A 16,226-nucleotide genomic window follows, 5' to 3' on the forward strand; every position below is an offset into this window, starting at 1 on the left:
TGCAGGGGGCGTGATGACCGGCGCGAGTGTCGCGATCAGTGGCGGCGGGTCCGAGCAGTTGCGGGAGCTGGCCGGGTGGTTGCGCGATGAGGACGAGTTACGTGGCCGGGTGGAGCTGGTCGACGCCCCGGTCCGGCCCGGTGAGCTGGGGGCGGAGCTGGAGGCTGTGGTGGTGCTGGTGACCAGTGGGACGGCGACGGTGCTGGTGCGGTCGCTGTTCGGCTGGCTGGGGCGGCGGACCGAGGCGCGCCGGGTGTCATTGAAGATCAAGGCGCAGGGGCGGGAAGTCACCGTGCAGGCGGGGTCGGCGGATGAGGCGCAGGCCGTGCTCGCCGAGGTGCGCAGGGTTCTTGACGGCGGGGCGTGAATGCGGGCGCCGGATCCCCGGTTGTCGCGGGCGGTGCTGATCGGCACCAGTCACTACGCGCATGCCGAGGAGTTGCCGCCGTTGCCCGCGGTCGGGGACAACCTGGCCGATCTGCGCCGGGCGCTGACCGATCCGGACACCGGCATCCTCGAACCCGCGCAGTGCACGGTGATCGACACACCGGACTCGCCCGCGAGCCTGCTGGAGCGGCTGGGCGAGGCGGCGGAGCAGGCCGAGGATCTGCTGCTGGTCTATTACGCGGGGCATGGGATCCGGAGTCAGGTGCGGGAGCAGTTGTTCCTGGGGGTTCGGTTGACCAGTCCGCGGAACCTGTGGGGGACGGGCGTGCCGTTCGACTCGATCCGGGAGGTGGTGGAGTCCTCGCCGGCGCGGACCCGGGTGTTGTTGCTGGACTGCTGTTACGCGGGGCTGGCGGTGCGCACGATGGCCGGGGCGGGGGTGGACATCCAGGAGGTGGACGTGCGGGGGACGGCGGTGATCGCGTCCTCGCCGCGGAACGAGCGCTCGCATTCCCCCGCGGGTGAGCGGCACACCGCGTTCACCGGGGAGGTGATCCGGTTGCTGCGGGACGGGGCTCCGGTGCGGGAGGCGCCGTTGACGGTGCAGCAGTTGTTCCGGTCGGTCTCGGCCGCGCTGGCCCGGCGGGAGTTGCCACGGCCGAAGGGGAGTCTGGGGGATCTGAGCGGGGATCTGTTGCTGCGGCGGGAACCCGGGCGGCCGAGCGTGACGGGGGGCGCGGTACCGGCGGGCGGGGTGACGGCGATGCCGGTCAGGCCGGAGCCAGTGACGCCCGAGCCGGAGCCGGTAGCGCCGAGGCGGCCGGAGCCAGCGGTGGCGAAGCCGGGGCCCGCGGTGGTGGAGGCGGCGCTGGCCGCGTTGGCGCGGGAGGTGCCGGAGCCGGTCCCGACGATGACCGGGCCGGTGCCCTACGTGCCGCCGGGCCCGCCCACGGCCGAGTACCTGCGGGGCCGGCCCATGCCGCGCGCCTACTACCTCCGCGTGTTCGGCTCGGCGCTGACTACCGCCGGACTGTGGCTGCTGACCGGCTACCTGACCGCGCTGGCCGCGGGGGCGGTGCTGGAGGCGTTCGTGCGGTCGGGGTTCACCGCCACCACAGTGGTGTTGCCGGTGCTGGCGGGGGCCGCGGGGATGGTGTTGCGCAACCGGTGGCGGATCCAGGTGTTGCGCGGGCCGCGGTGGCCCGCGCTGGCGGAGGTGCGGCCGCGGCTGGCCCTGCGGCTCTTCCACACGGCGAATCTGCTGCTCTGGGCCGCGTTGCCGCCGCTGGCGGTGGCGGTGCTGGCCGCGGCGGTCAACACCAAGGATCTCAGCCTCGGCATCCACTTCCTGGTGGCCGAGGCGTTCCTGGGCGCGATCTACCTGCTGCGCAGGCTCAGCAAGCTGCGCTGGTGACCGGTCAGTGCTCGCGTTGTTCGGGCAGGTGGAGCGCGGCCTCGGCCGGTTCGACCCGGTCCCGGCCGCTTTCCTTGGCCCGGTACAGCGCCGCGTCGGTGGCCGCGACCAGGCTGTCCAGGTCCGGGCCGTGGTCAGGGGAGATGCCGAGGCCGACCGAGGTGGTGCGGTCCTCGATGATGACCACATGGCCGCCGCGGCGGTGCGTGGTCGGGACCTGCATCTCGCGCACCTTGGCCCGGATGCGCTCGGCCACGGTGTGCGCTTCGAGGCGAGAGACCTCGGGCAGCAGGACGATGAACTCCTCGCCGCCCCAGCGGCCGACCAGGTCGCCTGCCCTGGTGCTCTCGCGCAGGACCTCGGCCACCGCGCGCAGCACGTCATCGCCGGCCACGTGGCCGTAGGTGTCGTTGATGGACTTGAAGTGGTCCAGGTCCAGCATCAGCAGGGCGGCCCGGTGGTCGGCGCGGACCAGGGTGCGGTTGGCCCGGTCCAGCCAGCCGCGGCGGTTGAGCAGGCCGGTCAGCGAGTCGGTGGAGGCGTCCCGTTCGAGCTGGCGGAGCAGGGCGATCCGGTTGAGCACCGCCGCGGCCGGGACCAGGGCGATGGCGATGAACGGGTTGTGGATCAGCACCACGGCGGCCACCGCGCCCAGTGCGATGGTCATCGCTTCCAGGGCGTTGTCCGGGGCGGTGCCGAAGAGTTCGGCTAGGGCGGGTTTGGGCATGCTCAGCGCGATCACGCCGGCCACCACGAGCAGCTGGGTCAGGCCGTAGGTGAGCGCGGCGGCCAGCGTGGTGCCCGCCTCGGCGAGCATGGTCAGCGGGTGCGCGGTGGTCCAGGCCGGCACGCCGAGCAGGTCGAGCATGCCGCGCGCGGCCAGCGCGGCGAACAGGATGCTGCTCGTGCTGAAGGCGAAGCGGAACAGCGGGCGGCGCGCGATGAGGTAACGCTGGGTGCGAATGGCGATGACGACCAATGCCATCAACGGCACCGGCAACAGCAGAACCGCGGGCAGCGTCCAGATACTCGTAAGATCAATATGCGGGCCGGGCGCACTGCCGCGGCGTTGTTCCTCGGTGCGCCTGGACAGGTGCACGTGCGTCCCACCGCAGGCGATGAGGACTAGACAAGTCAGCCATTCCCGGCCGTCGGGCACGGTCATGGCCAGCACGGACGTGATCAGCGCGGCGAGCACCGCCACCTCGACTACCAGCAGATAAACGATTACCCGCCGAGGCAGACTCCACAGCGCCCATTTACTCGGGCGAATTCGTCGCGACGATTCCCGCTTCTTCGTTTGGCCCGTGTGCGACTGACCCCCCACACTGTTCATACCTCTATCCCGTGTGCCCGGCACACGGGTGTCGTGTAGCTGCGGCCTGAGCGTGGCGCTGACCTCCCGGGGAGGTGGTCTCCGTGTCCGACCGCGACTGGTGAAGGTCATGGCCGTCCCCTTTCGCCCGCACCCACCGCAGCCCACCGGAGGTGATTCCCGTGACTGACCGCGACTGGTGACTCTCGCTTGGTTTGTCGGCGCCGCAGCCCGGCGTCGTTACACCGGTGTACCCCGTTTGCGACACCGTGTGACCGGCAACCGCTGAGTCTCACACCCATGACGGACTCACCGGCCCTTCCTGACGCGCCCGCCGCCATGCCCACGCGGCCGGAACCGCCAGGACCAGGCCCACGGCCCCTGCCAGGGTAACCGTCGTGCTCGGGCTGCCGATCAATTCCGTTGAGACGCCGCCCGCGACGACCCCCAAACCCTGCACCACGCGGAGCCCGGTGCGAGCCACGCCATAGGCCGCGCCCCGGTCCGCGTCCGGCACCGCGGCCATGAACTCGGCCGCCGCCGTGACCTGGTAGGCGGCCAGCGCGCCGGAGATCGCGAGCAGGATCAGCGCGCCGGTCAGGCCCACCCCGGCGAAGCCGAGCAGCATCGCGACCGAACCCACCGCGAACACCCCGAGCAGCCGCAACCTGGTCTCCGTGCTGGTCCAGCGGGTCAGCAGGAAGGTGCTCAGCGCGTAGGCGGCCGGGTCCACCGCCAGCAGCCAGCCCACCGCGGCCGGTCCGGCCCCGTACTCGGCGGCCAGCGGCGCGGCCAGTCCCTCGGGCACCACCGCGATCCCGGCCAGCCAGGACAGGCCCAGCAGCGCGCGCAGCCGCCGGTTCCGCCACACCAGCAGCACCCCGGAGCTGCGCCGGGCGGCGGTCGCGGGCGCCTCCCGAGCCGCGGGGCGGTGTTTGACGCCGAGCCGGACCAGCAGCGCGACCAGGGCGAAGGTGAGCGCGTCCACGGCCAGGGCCAGGTGCGGGCCGAGCAGGCCGACCGCGAGCCCGCCGCCGGCCAGGCCGAGCAGCATGGCCGCGTTCGCGGTGATCTGCCGCAGCGCCTGTCCGGCCTGGTAGACCTCGCCTTCCAGCACCACCGGCACGGTGGCGGCCTGGGCCGCGGCGAAGGGCGCCTGCACCAGCTGGACCAGCACCAGCAGCGCGGCGACCAGCCACAGCGGCATGCCGGGCACGGCCATCAGACCGACCAGCAACGCTTGGGCAAGTGAGGTGTGCACCATGACCGTGCGGCGCGGATACCGGTCGGCCAGCCAGGACAGCAGCGGACCGGCGACGAGCTGGGGCAACATGGTCAGCGCGTAGGCCCCTGCGGTCAGCAGGGCCGAGCGGGTGCGCTCGAAGACCAGCAGCGAGAGCGCGACCTTGGCGAGTTGATCTCCGATCACCGATTGGAGTTCCGCGAGCCACAGCGCACGGAACTCGGCGATTCCGAACGCCGCAACGAACCCACCCTGCCGCGACACATCGAACACCCTAAGAGCGCACGAATGCGCACGCTGCCTTCGGCGCAGGTCGTACCGGAAAAGAGCAACACAGGGTGCTCCCCGGTGACGGTGGGTACCCGGAATCCGCGCAAACCGCTGGTAGGCAAGCCTGATTTGGCGGGGGGCGGTAGCGGCGGGTAAACGTGACGTATGAGCGAGAACGCGGTGGAGTTCTACTGGCGCCCTGGCTGCGGCTTCTGCATGAACCTGGAGCGCGCGCTGACCCAGGCGGGCCTGCCGTACACCAAGGTCAACATCTGGGAGGACCCGGACGCCGCCGCGCGGGTGCGGTCGGTGGCCAACGGGAACGAGATCGTGCCGACGGTCTTCGTCGGACCGGCCGCGATGGTCAACCCGAGCCTGCGCGAGGTCACCGCCGCGGTCCGCGAACACGCCCCCGCCCTGCTGCCACAGGCATGACCGACTGGGAGCCCTTGGCGGGCAGGCTCGCGCACGAGGCGCTCGCCGAGGGCGCCCCCACCGCCTGGTTCGACCGGCTCTACCGGGCGGGCACGGACGGCGAGGTGGACCTGCCCTGGGATCGCCAGGTCCCGCAACCGCTGCTGGCCGCCTGGGCGGCCAGCAGGGAGCCCTCCAGGGCCGGGCGGCGGGCCGTGGTGGTCGGCTGCGGGCTGGGCGCGGACGCAGAGTTCCTGGCCGGCCTGGGCTTCGCCACCACCGGCTTCGACATCGCCGAGACCGCGATCCGGACCAACCGGGAACGCCGCCCGGACTCCCCCGTGCACTACACCACCGCGGACCTGTTCGCGCTGCCGCCGGACTGGCGGCGCGCCTTCGACCTGGTGGTGGAGATCTTCACCGTGCAGGCCCTGCCCGGCGAGCTGCGCCCGGCCGCGGTGGCCGGGGTGCGGGACCTGGTGGCGCCCGGCGGCACGCTGCTGGTCATCGCCCGGCACGCCGAGTCGCCGCCCGCCGAGTCCGACGGGCCGCCGTGGCCGCTGACCCGGGCCGACCTGGACAGCTTCACCGGCGCTGACCTGGTGGAACGCCGGGTGGAGCAGGTCGAGGACACCGGCAGGCCGAGCCGGGGCAGCTGCTGGGTGGCCGAGTTCGAGCGCCCCCGGTAACTGTTCACACACCCGCCGCGTTGCGGAACTCTCCCTTCGCTAGCGTTGTCGCGCCGGAAACCGGGCAATAACCACAGGACAGCGTCGTCCCGCGACAACCCCCCTGGAGCAGCCATGCGGCCGTGGCCTGGCCACGCCTACCCCCTCGGCGCGACCTACGACGGCGCGGGGACCAACTTCACCCTGTTCTCCGAGGTCGCCAAGCGGGTCGAACTCTGCCTCTTCGACGAGGACGGCGCGGAGAGCCGGGTGGTGCTGCCCGAGGTCGACGGGTTCGTCTGGCACGGCTACCTGCCCGGCATCGGCCCTGGTCAGCGCTACGGCTACCGGGTCTACGGGCCGCACGACCCGGAACACGGCCTGCGCTGCAACCCGAACAAACTGCTGCTGGACCCCTACGCCAAGGCCGTGCACGGCCAGATCGACTGGGACGAGTCGCTGTTCGGGTACCGGTTCGAGGACCACGACGCGCGCAACAACCTGGACTCCGCGCCGCACGTGCCCAAGTCGGTGGTGATCAACCCGTTCTTCGACTGGAACAGCGACCGGCCGCCGCGCACCCCGTACCACCAGACGGTGATCTACGAGACGCACGTGCGCGGGCTGACCATCGCGCACCCGGACCTCCCGGCCGAGCTGCGCGGCACCTACTCCGGGCTGGCGCACCCAGTGATGATCGACTATTTCAAGGAGCTGGGCGTCACCGCGGTCGAGCTGATGCCGGTGCACCAGTTCATCAACGACCACCACCTGGCCGAGCGCGGCCTGACCAACTACTGGGGCTACAACACCCTGTCCTTCTTCGCCCCGCACGACGGCTACGCCGCGGTGACCGCGCAGGGCAACCAGGTGCAGGAGTTCAAGGCCATGGTGCGGGCGCTGCACACGGCCGGGATCGAGGTGATCCTGGACGTGGTCTACAACCACACCGCCGAGGGCAACCACCTCGGGCCGACGCTGTCCTGGCGCGGCATCGACAACGCCGCCTACTACCGCCTGGTCGAGGACGACCCGCGGCACTACATGGACTACACCGGCACCGGGAACTCGCTCAACGCGCGCAACCCGCACACCCTGCAACTCATCATGGACTCGCTGCGGTACTGGGTGACCGAGATGCGGGTGGACGGCTTCCGCTTCGACCTGGCCTCCACCCTGGCCCGCGAGTTCTACGACGTGGACAAGCTGAGCGCGTTCTTCGACATCGTGCAGCAGGACCCGATCATCAGTCAGGTCAAGCTGATCGCCGAACCCTGGGACGTCGGGCCGGGTGGCTACCAGGTGGGCAACTTCCCTCCACTGTGGACGGAGTGGAACGGCAAGTACCGGGACACCGTGCGCGATTTCTGGCGCGGGGAACCGGCCACACTGGGCGAGTTCGCCTCCCGGATCACCGGTTCGTCCGACCTCTATCAGGACGACGGCCGCCGCCCGTACGCCTCGATCAACTTCGTCACCGCGCACGACGGCTTCACCCTCAACGACCTGGTGTCCTACAACGAGAAACACAACCAGGACAACGGCGAGGACGGCCGGGACGGGCACGACGACAACCGCTCCTGGAACTGCGGCGCCGAGGGCCCGACCGAGGATCCGGAGATCAACGCGTTGCGGGCGCGGCAGCGGCGCAACTTCATCGCCACCCTGTTCCTGGCCCAGGGCGTGCCGATGCTCTCCCACGGCGACGAACTGGGCCGCACCCAGCGCGGCAACAACAACGCCTACTGCCAGGACAATGAGATCGCCTGGGTGGACTGGTCGCTGCTGGAGTCCACTGTGGACCTGCTGCACTTCACCAGGGCCACCGCGCGGCTGCGCCGGGAGCACCCGGTGTTCCGGCGGCGGCGGTTCTTCCGCGGCCGGCCGGTGCGCAAGGGCGAGGAGCTGCGCGATATCGCCTGGTTCACCCCCTCCGGCGAGGAGATGACCGAACAGGACTGGGAATCCGGCTTCGGGCGCTGCATCATGGTCTTCCTCAACGGCGACGGCATCACCGACCTGGACGCCCGCGGCGAACGGGTCACCGACGACTCGTTCCTGCTCTGCTTCAACGCCCACGACGGCGATCTGGAGCTGACCGTGCCCAATTCGGGCTATGGCAATACCTGGGCGGTCGTGCTCGACACCGCCACCGGTGAGGCCCTCGGCGGCTCCGGCGGCGGAGTGGTGACCGGGGTGATCGCGGGCGGCACCCCCACCCGTGCCCGGACTGTCCGCGGCGGGGAGACGATCAAGGTCGTCGACCGCTCGCTGCTCGTGCTCCAGCGCACCGACTGACCAGCTCACTCCACCGACGGGGGCACCACCGATGACCACGCCGAGTTCGACCTACCGGCTGCAGCTCAACGCGGAGACCACCTTCGCCGACGCCGCCGAACTGGCCGACTACCTGGCCGGGCTGGGCGCGGGCGCGCTGTACGCCTCCCCCGTGCTGCAGGCGGCGCCCGGCTCCACGCACGGCTACGACGTGGTCGACCCGACCAAAGCCTCCGAGGCACTCGGCGGGGCGGACGGGCGGGCCGCGCTGAGCACCAAGCTCGGGCAGCGCGGACTGGGGCTGGTGCTGGACATCGTGCCCAACCACATGGGCGTGGCCGACGCCGCGGCCAACTCGTGGTGGTGGGACGTGCTCAAGCACGGCCAGACCTCGCCGTGCGCGCACTACTTCGACATCGAGTGGTCGCACGGGCCGCTGCTCATCCCGGTGCTCGCCGACGACGAAGCCGCCCTGGACGAGTTGCAGGTCAAGGAGGACTGCCTGGTCTACGGAGACCTCCGGTTCCCCCTGGCGCCGGACACCGCGGAGGGCACGCCGCGGGCGGTGCACGAACGGCAGCACTACCGCCTGGTCGACTGGCGGCGGGCCTCGACCGAGCTGAACTACCGGCGGTTCTTCGACATCAACGAGCTGGCCGCGGTGCGGGTGGAGGACGAGGAGGTCTTCCAGGCCACCCACGGCGAACTGCTGCGCTGGCTGACCGCCGGGCAGGTCACCGGGTTGCGGATCGACCACCCGGACGGCCTGACCGACCCCGGCGGCTACCTGCGGCGGCTGCGCACGGCCGCGCCGACGGCCTGGCTGGTGGTGGAGAAGATCCTCGGCACGGACGAGGCGCTGCCGACCTCCTGGCCGGTGGACGGCACCACCGGCTACGACGCGCTGCGCGAGATCTGCGGGGTGTTCATCGACCCCAAGGGCGAACCGGTGTTCACCCGGCTGGCCGCCGAACTCGGGGTGCCGGTGCAGGTGCACGAGGTCGAGCGTGGCTGCCGCCGCCGGGCGGCCTCGACCATCCTGGCCGCCGAGGTGCGCCGGATCGCCCGGCTGCTGCCCGAATTCGAGCCCGCGCGGGCCGAGGCCGGGATCGCCGAACTGCTCTCCTCCTTCCGCGTCTACCGCAGTTACCTGCCGGAGGGACGCGGACCGCTGTGCGCGGCGCTGGCCGCGGCCAGCATGGCCCGGCCGGACCTCTCCGACGTGATCAGCCTGGCCGGGCAGCGGATGCTCACCGACCCGGAGTGCGAGCTGACCCGGCGGGTGCAGCAGACCTCGGGCATGGTGATGGCCAAGGGCGTGGAGGACACCGCGTTCTACCGGTGCACCCGCTTCGCCGCGCTGAACGAGGTCGGCGGCGCGCTGGACCGGTTCGGGGTGTCCGTGGCCGAACTGCACTTCCGCAACGCCGCCCGCGAGGCAGGCCGGCCGGGCACCATGACCGCGCTGTCCACCCACGACACCAAGCGGTCCGAGGACGTGCGGGCGCGGCTGGCGGTGCTGGCCGAGGTGCGCGACGAGTTCGCCGGGGCGGTGCGCCGGTGGACCGCGCGGGCCGGGCTGCCCGAGCCCTCGCTGAACCTGCTGGCCTGGCAGACCCTGGTCGGGGCCTGGCCGATCAGCCAGGAGCGGCTGCGCGACTACCTGGCCAAGGCGGCCAAGGAAGCCAAGATCGCCACCTCCTGGACCGACCCGGACCCGGAGTTCGACGCGCTGGTGGCCGCCTGGCCGGAGCGGGTGCTGGCCGATGCCGAACTGGCCAAGGACGTCACCGCCTTCGCCGAGGCGATCCGGGCGCACGGCTGGTCGAACTCGCTGGGGCAGAAGCTGATCCAGCTCGCCGGTCCGGGGGTGCCCGATGTGTACCAGGGCACCGAGCTGTGGGACCTGTCCCTGGTGGATCCGGACAACCGGCGGCCGGTGGACTTCCCGGCGCGGCGGGAACTGTTGGCGCGCATTGATTCCGGCTGGCTGCCTGAGGTGGACGAGGACGGCGCGGCCAAGCTGCTGGTGACCGCCAAGGCGTTGCGGCTGCGCCGGGACCGGCCCGAGCTGTTCACCGGCTACCGGCCCCTGGACGCCGAGGGCCCTTCGGCCGAGCATGCCTTCGCCTTCGCCCGCGGCCCGAAGCTGGACCTGGTCGCGGTGGCCACCCGGCTGCCGGTCGGCCTGGGCGCCGCGGGCGGCTGGCGGTCCACCATCCTGCCGCTGCCGATCGGCGACGGCTCCTGGACGGACGCGCTGACCGGGCGGCCGGTCTCCGGCAGTCCGCGGCTGGCCGAACTGCTGTCCCCGTACCCGGTCGCGCTGCTGGTGCGGGCATGACCGACTTCAGTGTGTGGGCGCCCAAAGCCGGGCGGGTCCGGCTGCGCCTGGACGGCGGCACGCACGAGCTGGCCCGCCACGACGGCGGCTGGTGGCGACCGGCGGAACCGTTGTCCGGCAACGACTACGGCTATCTGCTCGACGAGGACCCCACCGTGCTGCCGGATCCGCGTTCGCTGCGTCAGCCCGCCGGTGTGCACGAGCTGTCCCGGGTCTACCGGCACGAGTTCGCCTGGACCGACTCCGGCTGGACCGGCCGCGCGCTGCCCGGTTCGGTGATCTACGAGCTGCACATCGGCACCTTCACTCCCGGCCGCACCTTCGACGCCGCGATCGAGCGCCTGGACCACCTGGTGGAGCTGGGCGTGGACTTCGTGGAGGTCATGCCGGTCAACTCCTTCGACGGCCCGCACGGCTGGGGCTATGACGGGGTGCTCTGGTACGCCGCGCAGGAGTCCTACGGCGGCCCGGACGGCTTCAAAGGGTTCGTGAACGCCTGCCACAGCAAGGGTTTGGGCGTCATCCTGGACGTGGTCTACAACCATCTCGGCCCGTCCGGGGCCTACCTGGACCGGTTCGGCCCGTACTTCGCCGGGCAGACCATCTGGGGGCCCACGCTCAACCTGGACGGTCCGGACTCCGGCGAGGTCCGCCGGTACGTGCTGGACAACGCGCTGTCCTGGCTGCGTGATTTCCATGTGGACGGCCTGCGCCTGGACGCGGTGCACGCCCTGTCCGACCGCCGCGCCACCCACCTCCTGGAGGAGCTGGCCGTCGAGGTGGCGGCGCTGTCCGCGCATGTGCGCCGCCCGCTGACGCTGATCGCCGAGTCCGATCTCAACGACGCCCGCCTGGTCACCCCGCGCGAGGCGGGCGGCTACGGCCTGCACGCGCAGTGGGACGACGATATCCACCACTGCCTGCACACCACGCTCACCGGTGAACGCCAGGGCTACTACGCCGACTTCGGCTCCCTGGAATCCCTCGCTCGCACGCTGCGGGAAGCCTTCTTCCACAACGGCACCTGGTCTTCTTTCCGCGGTCGCACGCACGGCCGCCCGATCGACCCGCACCGCCAGTCCGGCCACCGTTTCCTGGCCTACCTGCAAAACCACGACCAGATCGGCAACCGCGCCACCGGCGACCGCCTCTCCGCGACGCTGTCCCCCGGCCTGCTGGCCTGCGGCGCGGCCCTGGTCTTCACCGGCCCGTACACGCCGATGCTGTTCATGGGCGAGGAATGGGGCGCCCGCACCCCGTGGCAGTTCTTCGCCACCTTCCCGGACCCGAAGCTGGCCGAGGCGGTGCGCACCGGCCGCCGCCGCGAGTTCGCCGACCACGGCTGGGCCGAGGAAGAAGTCCCGGACCCCATGTCACCCCAGACCCTCACACAGTCCACAGTGGACTGGTCCGAGCCGGAAACCCCACAGCACGCCGAGATCCTTGCCCTGTACCGGAACCTGATCCGGCTACGCCGCGAGCACCCGGCCCTGTCCGACCCGCGCCTGGACCACCTCCAGGTCGACTACGACGAACAGTCCCGCTGGCTCGTCCTGCACCGCGGCCCGCTCCGGGTGGCGGTGAACCTGGCCGCCACCGAGATCACCCTGCCCATCCCGTCCCACACCGTCCTGCTGTCCTCAGCCCCGGTCACCCCCGCCAACACCCTCACCCTCCCCGCGGAGTCCTTCGCCATCGTCGAGTTGGCCCAAGTCGTACGCTGAGTTGGCCCAAGTGGGCATACGACTTTGGCCAACTCGACGCCGGATGACCTGGTCAGGGCATGGAGCGGAACAGCACCGCCAGTTGAGTCCGGGTCGCGGTCCGGGTCTCCGCGTAGACCCGGCTCAGGTGCTTCTTCACCGTGTCCGCGCCGATGAACAGCCGCCGCCCGATCTGCGGATTGGTCAGCCCCTGCACCGCCAGCTCGGCGACCTCCCGCTCCCGCGGCGTCAACCGCCACTCCCGGACCCGCGGCCGCCCCAGCTGTTCCGCGGCCAGTGGCGCCAGGTGCCGCCGCAGCACCCGTAACACCGCCACATCCCGCACCGGCACGGTCGCCGCGCCGCGCACCACCGCGCCCACGTACAGCACCCCGGCCGCGCCGCCGTCGATCACCGCGCCCAGCTTGTCGTTGATTCCGTGCGGCCGCAGGAACCCGTCCACGTACGCCTGGTGCTCCGGCGCCAGCAGCTCCCCCAGCGTCACCACACCCCGCTCGTCCAGCAGCGCGAACGCCTTCGGCGTCAGGAACGGATCGGCCGCGATCCACTGGGTCGCGTACTCCGCCAGGAACGCCTCGGAGTACCCCGTCTTCACCCCGGCCCCGCCACGTAACGCCTCCGCCAAGGTGCGCCCGTGCAACACCACCACCGTGCTGTACCCGAACCAGGTCTGCAACGCCCGCACCAGCGCCTCGGAAAAGGCTTCCAGGTCCGGCGCCCGGTCCACCGCCTCCAGCACTCCCACCAGCCGCCGATAGTCCTCCGGCGGCAACACCTCGCCGTCCGGCAACGGCCGCGGCGGCCCCGGAGTCTCCACCAGGGCTCGCCGGGCGGCCCGCGGTTCGATAGCCATACCCCCGTTGTATGCCGTGCCAACCCGGCACAGCAACCCGGAACCTTCCACCATCGGGCCATACCCGCCCATCCCGCACCCCGGGCAGGCTCTCCCCCATGCGAATCTGGTTCATCACTGGCGCCAACAGCGGTTTCGGCGCGGCCTTCACCCAGGCCGCCCTCAACGCGGGCGACACGGTCATCGCCGCCGTCCGCCGCCCCGAGACCATGAAGGCGGTAGCCGAGGCCAACCCCGGCCGCGTGACGGTCCTGCCGCTCGACGTCAGCGACCCCACCGCCTGCGAACACGCCATCGGCCAGGCCCTGGCCACCCACGGCCGCATCGACATCCTGGTCAACAACGCCGGTTTCGGCTACGTCGGCGCCATCGAGGAAACCCCCGAGGCAGACCTCCGCAACATCATGGAGGTCATGTTCTTCGCCCCGATCCGCCTGACCCAGTTGGTCCTGCCGCACATGCGAGCCCGCCGCACCGGCACCATCGTCCAGCTGACCAGCATGGGCGGCCTGCTCGCCTTCCCCGGCGTCGGCGCCTACTGCGCCGCCAAGGGCGCCCTGGAACAGGCCAGCGAAGCCCTGGCAGGCGAAGTGGCCCCGTTGGGCATCCGGGTGCTGATCGTCGAACCCGGCGCCTACCGCACCGAATTCGCCGGCCCCAGCCTGACCAGCACGAAACCGATCCCCGACTACGAAGCCACCGTCAACCCGGTCCGACAGACCCGGTCCGACAGCCACGGCACCCAGCCCGGCGACCCAGCCGAAGCCGCCGCCGCGGTCCTGACCGCCCTGGACCTCCCCGACCTGCCGCTGCGCCTCCCCCTCGGCGAGGACGCGGTCCAGGCCATCCAGGGCAAACTCGCGGCGGTGGCCAACGACCTGGACCGCACCCGGCAGCTCCGCCGATAAACTCGCCGCACCATGAAGATGATCGCCATCCCAGGAGGCCAGGCCACCCTGTCCGACCGCCGCACCCAGCGCACCTGGACAGTCGACCTGCTCCCGTTCCACCTGGCCGCCCACCCGGTAACCCAAGCCGAGTACGCCGCAGTGACCGGCCACCACCCCAGCACTGCCAAGGGCGACAACCTCCCGGCGGAAACCCTCTCCTGGCTGGACGCGATCACCTTCTGCAACACCAAATCCCACCAGGAAAACCTGACCCCGGCATACCTGATCGACGCGGACGAAGTCGAGTGGAACCAGGCCGCAACGGGTTATCGCCTCCCCACTGAAGCCGAATGGGAGTACGCGTGCCGAGCAGGCACCACCACTCCCCGCTACGGCCCTCTGGACGACATCGCCTGGTACCGCGACAACTCCGGCGAACAACCGCACAACGTGGGCGAAAAGGCCGCCAACCCCTGGGGCCTGCACGACATGCTCGGCAACGTCTGGGAGTGGTGCTGGGACCTGTACGACCCCGAGGTCTACGGCGCCTACCGCGTGCTCAAAGGCGGCGGCTGGCTGGACGAACACTGGAGCTGCCGGGCCGGTGTCCGCAGGCGAAGCCACCCCACCTTCGCCATCGACGACGTGGGCTTCCGCCTCGCCCGCCGTACAACAGGCGGCTAGGTCGAGTTGGCCAAAGTGGTACGCCCGGTTGTGCCAACTAGGCGTACGACTTGGGCCAACTCGACGTTGGGTGGGGTGTGGACAGGTTGGGGTCAGTGGGCGGGCGCGACCTCCGGCCTGCTCCGCCGCCAGGCGACCACCAGCAGCCCGACCAGGCCGAACAACGGCAACGTGCTGATCGCCCAGCTCAACCCCATTGGCGGCCCCGGCTGTTCCAGCACCGGCACACTCACCTGCCCGGTACCAGGTCCCTGCGCACCGTCCACAGTGAACTTGAGCGTCCAGTTTCCTTCTGTGGGCAGGCTTTGCACGTCCAGTCCCCACACCTCCCGCTTGCGCGGATGCCGCACCAACGGCCGCGGCCGCTCCCGGGTGACATCCGGTCCCAGCACGGTCAACGTGCCGGACCGTCCCTGGATGCCGCCCTCCGGGGCGAAGCTGAAGTCCAGTGACTGCAACGCTTTCAGCGGCCAGGTGCTGAAGCCGACCGTCAGTTTGTACGGCCCGGCCTGCACCGTCTCCGCATGCACCACGTTCACCGGCTCGTAGGCCAGCGCGGGCGCGGCCGAGCCCAGCAGCAGAGCCGCCGCACCCAGCATCGCCGCCACAGTTCTGCGCATCCCGCTCATCCTTCCCGCACCGGAGCGAGCTGCCGCAGCATCCCGCCGAACCGCACCGCCAAGAACCCGCCGACCGCACCCAGCACCAACCCGGCGACCGCGGTGCCGATCAGCACCTCCGCACCGGGCAACGGCAAACTCCGCAACAACACCGTCTGCACCGGCGCCAGCCCGCCAACCACCAGACCCGCCACTCCCCCGGCGATCCAGCCGGCGCGCGCCAGATTCCCGCCGCGCCGCGCAACCCCAAGCACCAGCTCCACCAGCCCACCGACCACCAACAAGCTCAACGGCCAGAGCGACGGCAGATCAGGCACCCCGTCCACGTAGTCCCGCACCGGCAATCCGATCGAATCCGCGTAAACCCTTGCCGCCCAAGGTGAAAACCACCAGAACACCGCCTGCAACGCGGCCAGCACCGCGGCCACACCCAGCGCGCCACCAGGCCGATCCAGCAGCCTGGCACCCAGAATCAGGATCAGCGCGGCCAGAAACGCCGTCCCCGCCGCCACCGGCTCCACCGGCCCGGTCGGAATCTGCCCAAGCCCAATGGTGATCACGGTGCTGAACCCGAACAGCACCGCCAGGCCGATCAGTCCGCCGATCACGCCCCAGCGTTGGTGCCGCGCGGTCGCGAACACCATCACCGTGCCCACCATGGTGATCGCCACCGACAGCAGCAACCCGATGTGCGGCGGCGAGGCGATCACCGCGTCGAACCCGTACAGCGAGTGCCACCACTGATCCCACAACCCGTACAACAGGAACGAAGCCGCACCCAGCCCGGAGATCAGATACCCCACCGGTGCGGCGAACGTACGGCCGAACACCCCGACCGCACGCCCACCCACGATCGGATCCACCGGTCGGCCGGCCCGCTCGGCCACGGTCGTCAGTAGCACCACCACCAGGCTCGCGATCCCGGCGATGGCACTACCCGAGTACAGCAACAAATGCGGCAGTGTGAAGAAGGTGTCCGGCCCGACATCGCTGTGCCACTGGATGTCCCAGGTCAGCCCGGTCAGCGACAGCACACTGCCGCCAAGCACGAACCCGGCCGCGACCAACCCCTTCGGCGCGCTCGTCGACACCGCTGTCGCGGCCGGCGCGGTGATCTCCATTG

14 protein-coding genes are annotated in these 16,226 nt (G+C 71.0%); 9 read left to right on the forward strand and 5 right to left on the reverse strand.

The features are described from left to right. Nucleotides 1-13: 13 nt before the first annotated feature. Both MZC64_RS45070 and MZC64_RS45075 read left to right on the forward strand, forming a co-directional pair. Nucleotides 14-367, forward strand: coding sequence for a hypothetical protein (locus tag MZC64_RS45070; protein WP_247765708.1), 354 nt, complete (start codon nucleotides 14-16; stop codon nucleotides 365-367). Continuing rightward, nucleotides 368-1,801 (forward strand): caspase family protein, encoded by a 1,434-nt coding sequence (locus MZC64_RS45075; protein WP_247765710.1) that lies wholly within the window; start codon nucleotides 368-370, stop codon nucleotides 1,799-1,801. Between the two features lie 4 nt (nucleotides 1,802-1,805). Here MZC64_RS45075 and MZC64_RS49015 read toward each other — a convergent pair whose 3' ends face one another. After that, the gene (locus MZC64_RS49015; protein ID WP_247765712.1) at nucleotides 1,806-3,005 is read right to left on the reverse strand and encodes a diguanylate cyclase; all 1,200 of its coding nucleotides are present in this window, start codon (nucleotides 3,003-3,005) and stop codon (nucleotides 1,806-1,808) included. Nucleotides 3,006-3,408: 403 nt separating this feature from the next. Next, nucleotides 3,409-4,623 (reverse strand): MFS transporter, encoded by a 1,215-nt coding sequence (locus MZC64_RS45085; protein WP_247765713.1) that lies wholly within the window; start codon nucleotides 4,621-4,623, stop codon nucleotides 3,409-3,411. A gap of 171 nt (nucleotides 4,624-4,794) precedes the next feature. Here MZC64_RS45085 and MZC64_RS45090 point away from each other — a divergent pair, with 171 nt between their 5' ends. The 5 genes from MZC64_RS45090 to treZ all read left to right on the forward strand — a co-directional run bounded on the left by MZC64_RS45090 (nucleotide 4,795) and on the right by treZ (nucleotide 12,056). Beyond that, entirely contained in the window at nucleotides 4,795-5,064 is a 270-nt protein-coding gene (locus MZC64_RS45090) for a glutaredoxin domain-containing protein (RefSeq protein WP_247765714.1), read from the forward strand. Further along, nucleotides 5,061-5,732, forward strand: coding sequence for a bifunctional 2-polyprenyl-6-hydroxyphenol methylase/3-demethylubiquinol 3-O-methyltransferase UbiG (locus MZC64_RS45095; RefSeq protein WP_247765715.1), 672 nt, complete (start codon nucleotides 5,061-5,063; stop codon nucleotides 5,730-5,732). Before MZC64_RS45090 ends, MZC64_RS45095 begins: the two co-directional genes overlap by 4 nt. 114 nt (nucleotides 5,733-5,846) lie before the next feature. Then, nucleotides 5,847-8,009, forward strand: a complete 2,163-nt coding sequence (gene glgX, locus MZC64_RS45100) for a glycogen debranching protein GlgX (RefSeq protein WP_247765716.1) — start codon at nucleotides 5,847-5,849, stop codon at nucleotides 8,007-8,009. 31 nt (nucleotides 8,010-8,040) lie between these two features. Further along, entirely contained in the window at nucleotides 8,041-10,332 is a 2,292-nt protein-coding gene (gene treY, locus MZC64_RS45105) for a malto-oligosyltrehalose synthase (protein WP_247765717.1), read from the forward strand. Then, nucleotides 10,329-12,056 (forward strand): malto-oligosyltrehalose trehalohydrolase, encoded by a 1,728-nt coding sequence (treZ, locus tag MZC64_RS45110; protein ID WP_247765721.1) that lies wholly within the window; start codon nucleotides 10,329-10,331, stop codon nucleotides 12,054-12,056. Before treY ends, treZ begins: the two co-directional genes overlap by 4 nt. A 52-nt stretch (nucleotides 12,057-12,108) precedes the next feature. Here the strand turns inward: treZ and MZC64_RS45115 are convergent, their stop codons facing one another. Further along, a complete protein-coding gene (locus MZC64_RS45115; RefSeq protein ID WP_247765723.1) occupies nucleotides 12,109-12,909 on the reverse strand; it encodes a LuxR C-terminal-related transcriptional regulator in 801 nt (266 codons plus the stop codon). Nucleotides 12,910-13,007: 98 nt separating this feature from the next. On the opposite strand from MZC64_RS45115, the gene MZC64_RS45120 reads away from it, so the two are divergent. Then, nucleotides 13,008-13,817, forward strand: coding sequence for an oxidoreductase (locus tag MZC64_RS45120; protein WP_247765725.1), 810 nt, complete (start codon nucleotides 13,008-13,010; stop codon nucleotides 13,815-13,817). A 12-nt stretch (nucleotides 13,818-13,829) separates the two neighbouring features. Further along, nucleotides 13,830-14,483 carry an SUMF1/EgtB/PvdO family nonheme iron enzyme gene (locus MZC64_RS45125; protein WP_247765726.1) on the forward strand — a complete coding sequence of 218 codons (654 nt, stop codon included), beginning with the start codon at nucleotides 13,830-13,832 and terminating at the stop codon, nucleotides 14,481-14,483. 92 nt (nucleotides 14,484-14,575) lie between these two features. Here MZC64_RS45125 and MZC64_RS45130 read toward each other — a convergent pair whose 3' ends face one another. Then, nucleotides 14,576-15,103 carry a hypothetical protein gene (locus MZC64_RS45130; RefSeq protein ID WP_247765727.1) on the reverse strand — a complete coding sequence of 176 codons (528 nt, stop codon included), beginning with the start codon at nucleotides 15,101-15,103 and terminating at the stop codon, nucleotides 14,576-14,578. A 5-nt stretch (nucleotides 15,104-15,108) separates the two neighbouring features. Continuing rightward, nucleotides 15,109-16,224, reverse strand: coding sequence for a hypothetical protein (locus MZC64_RS45135; protein ID WP_247765728.1), 1,116 nt, complete (start codon nucleotides 16,222-16,224; stop codon nucleotides 15,109-15,111). Nucleotides 16,225-16,226: the final 2 nt, after the last annotated feature.

This window comes from Crossiella sp. S99.2 (genome assembly GCF_023094165.1).
GTDB lineage: Bacteria > Actinomycetota > Actinomycetes > Mycobacteriales > Pseudonocardiaceae > Crossiella.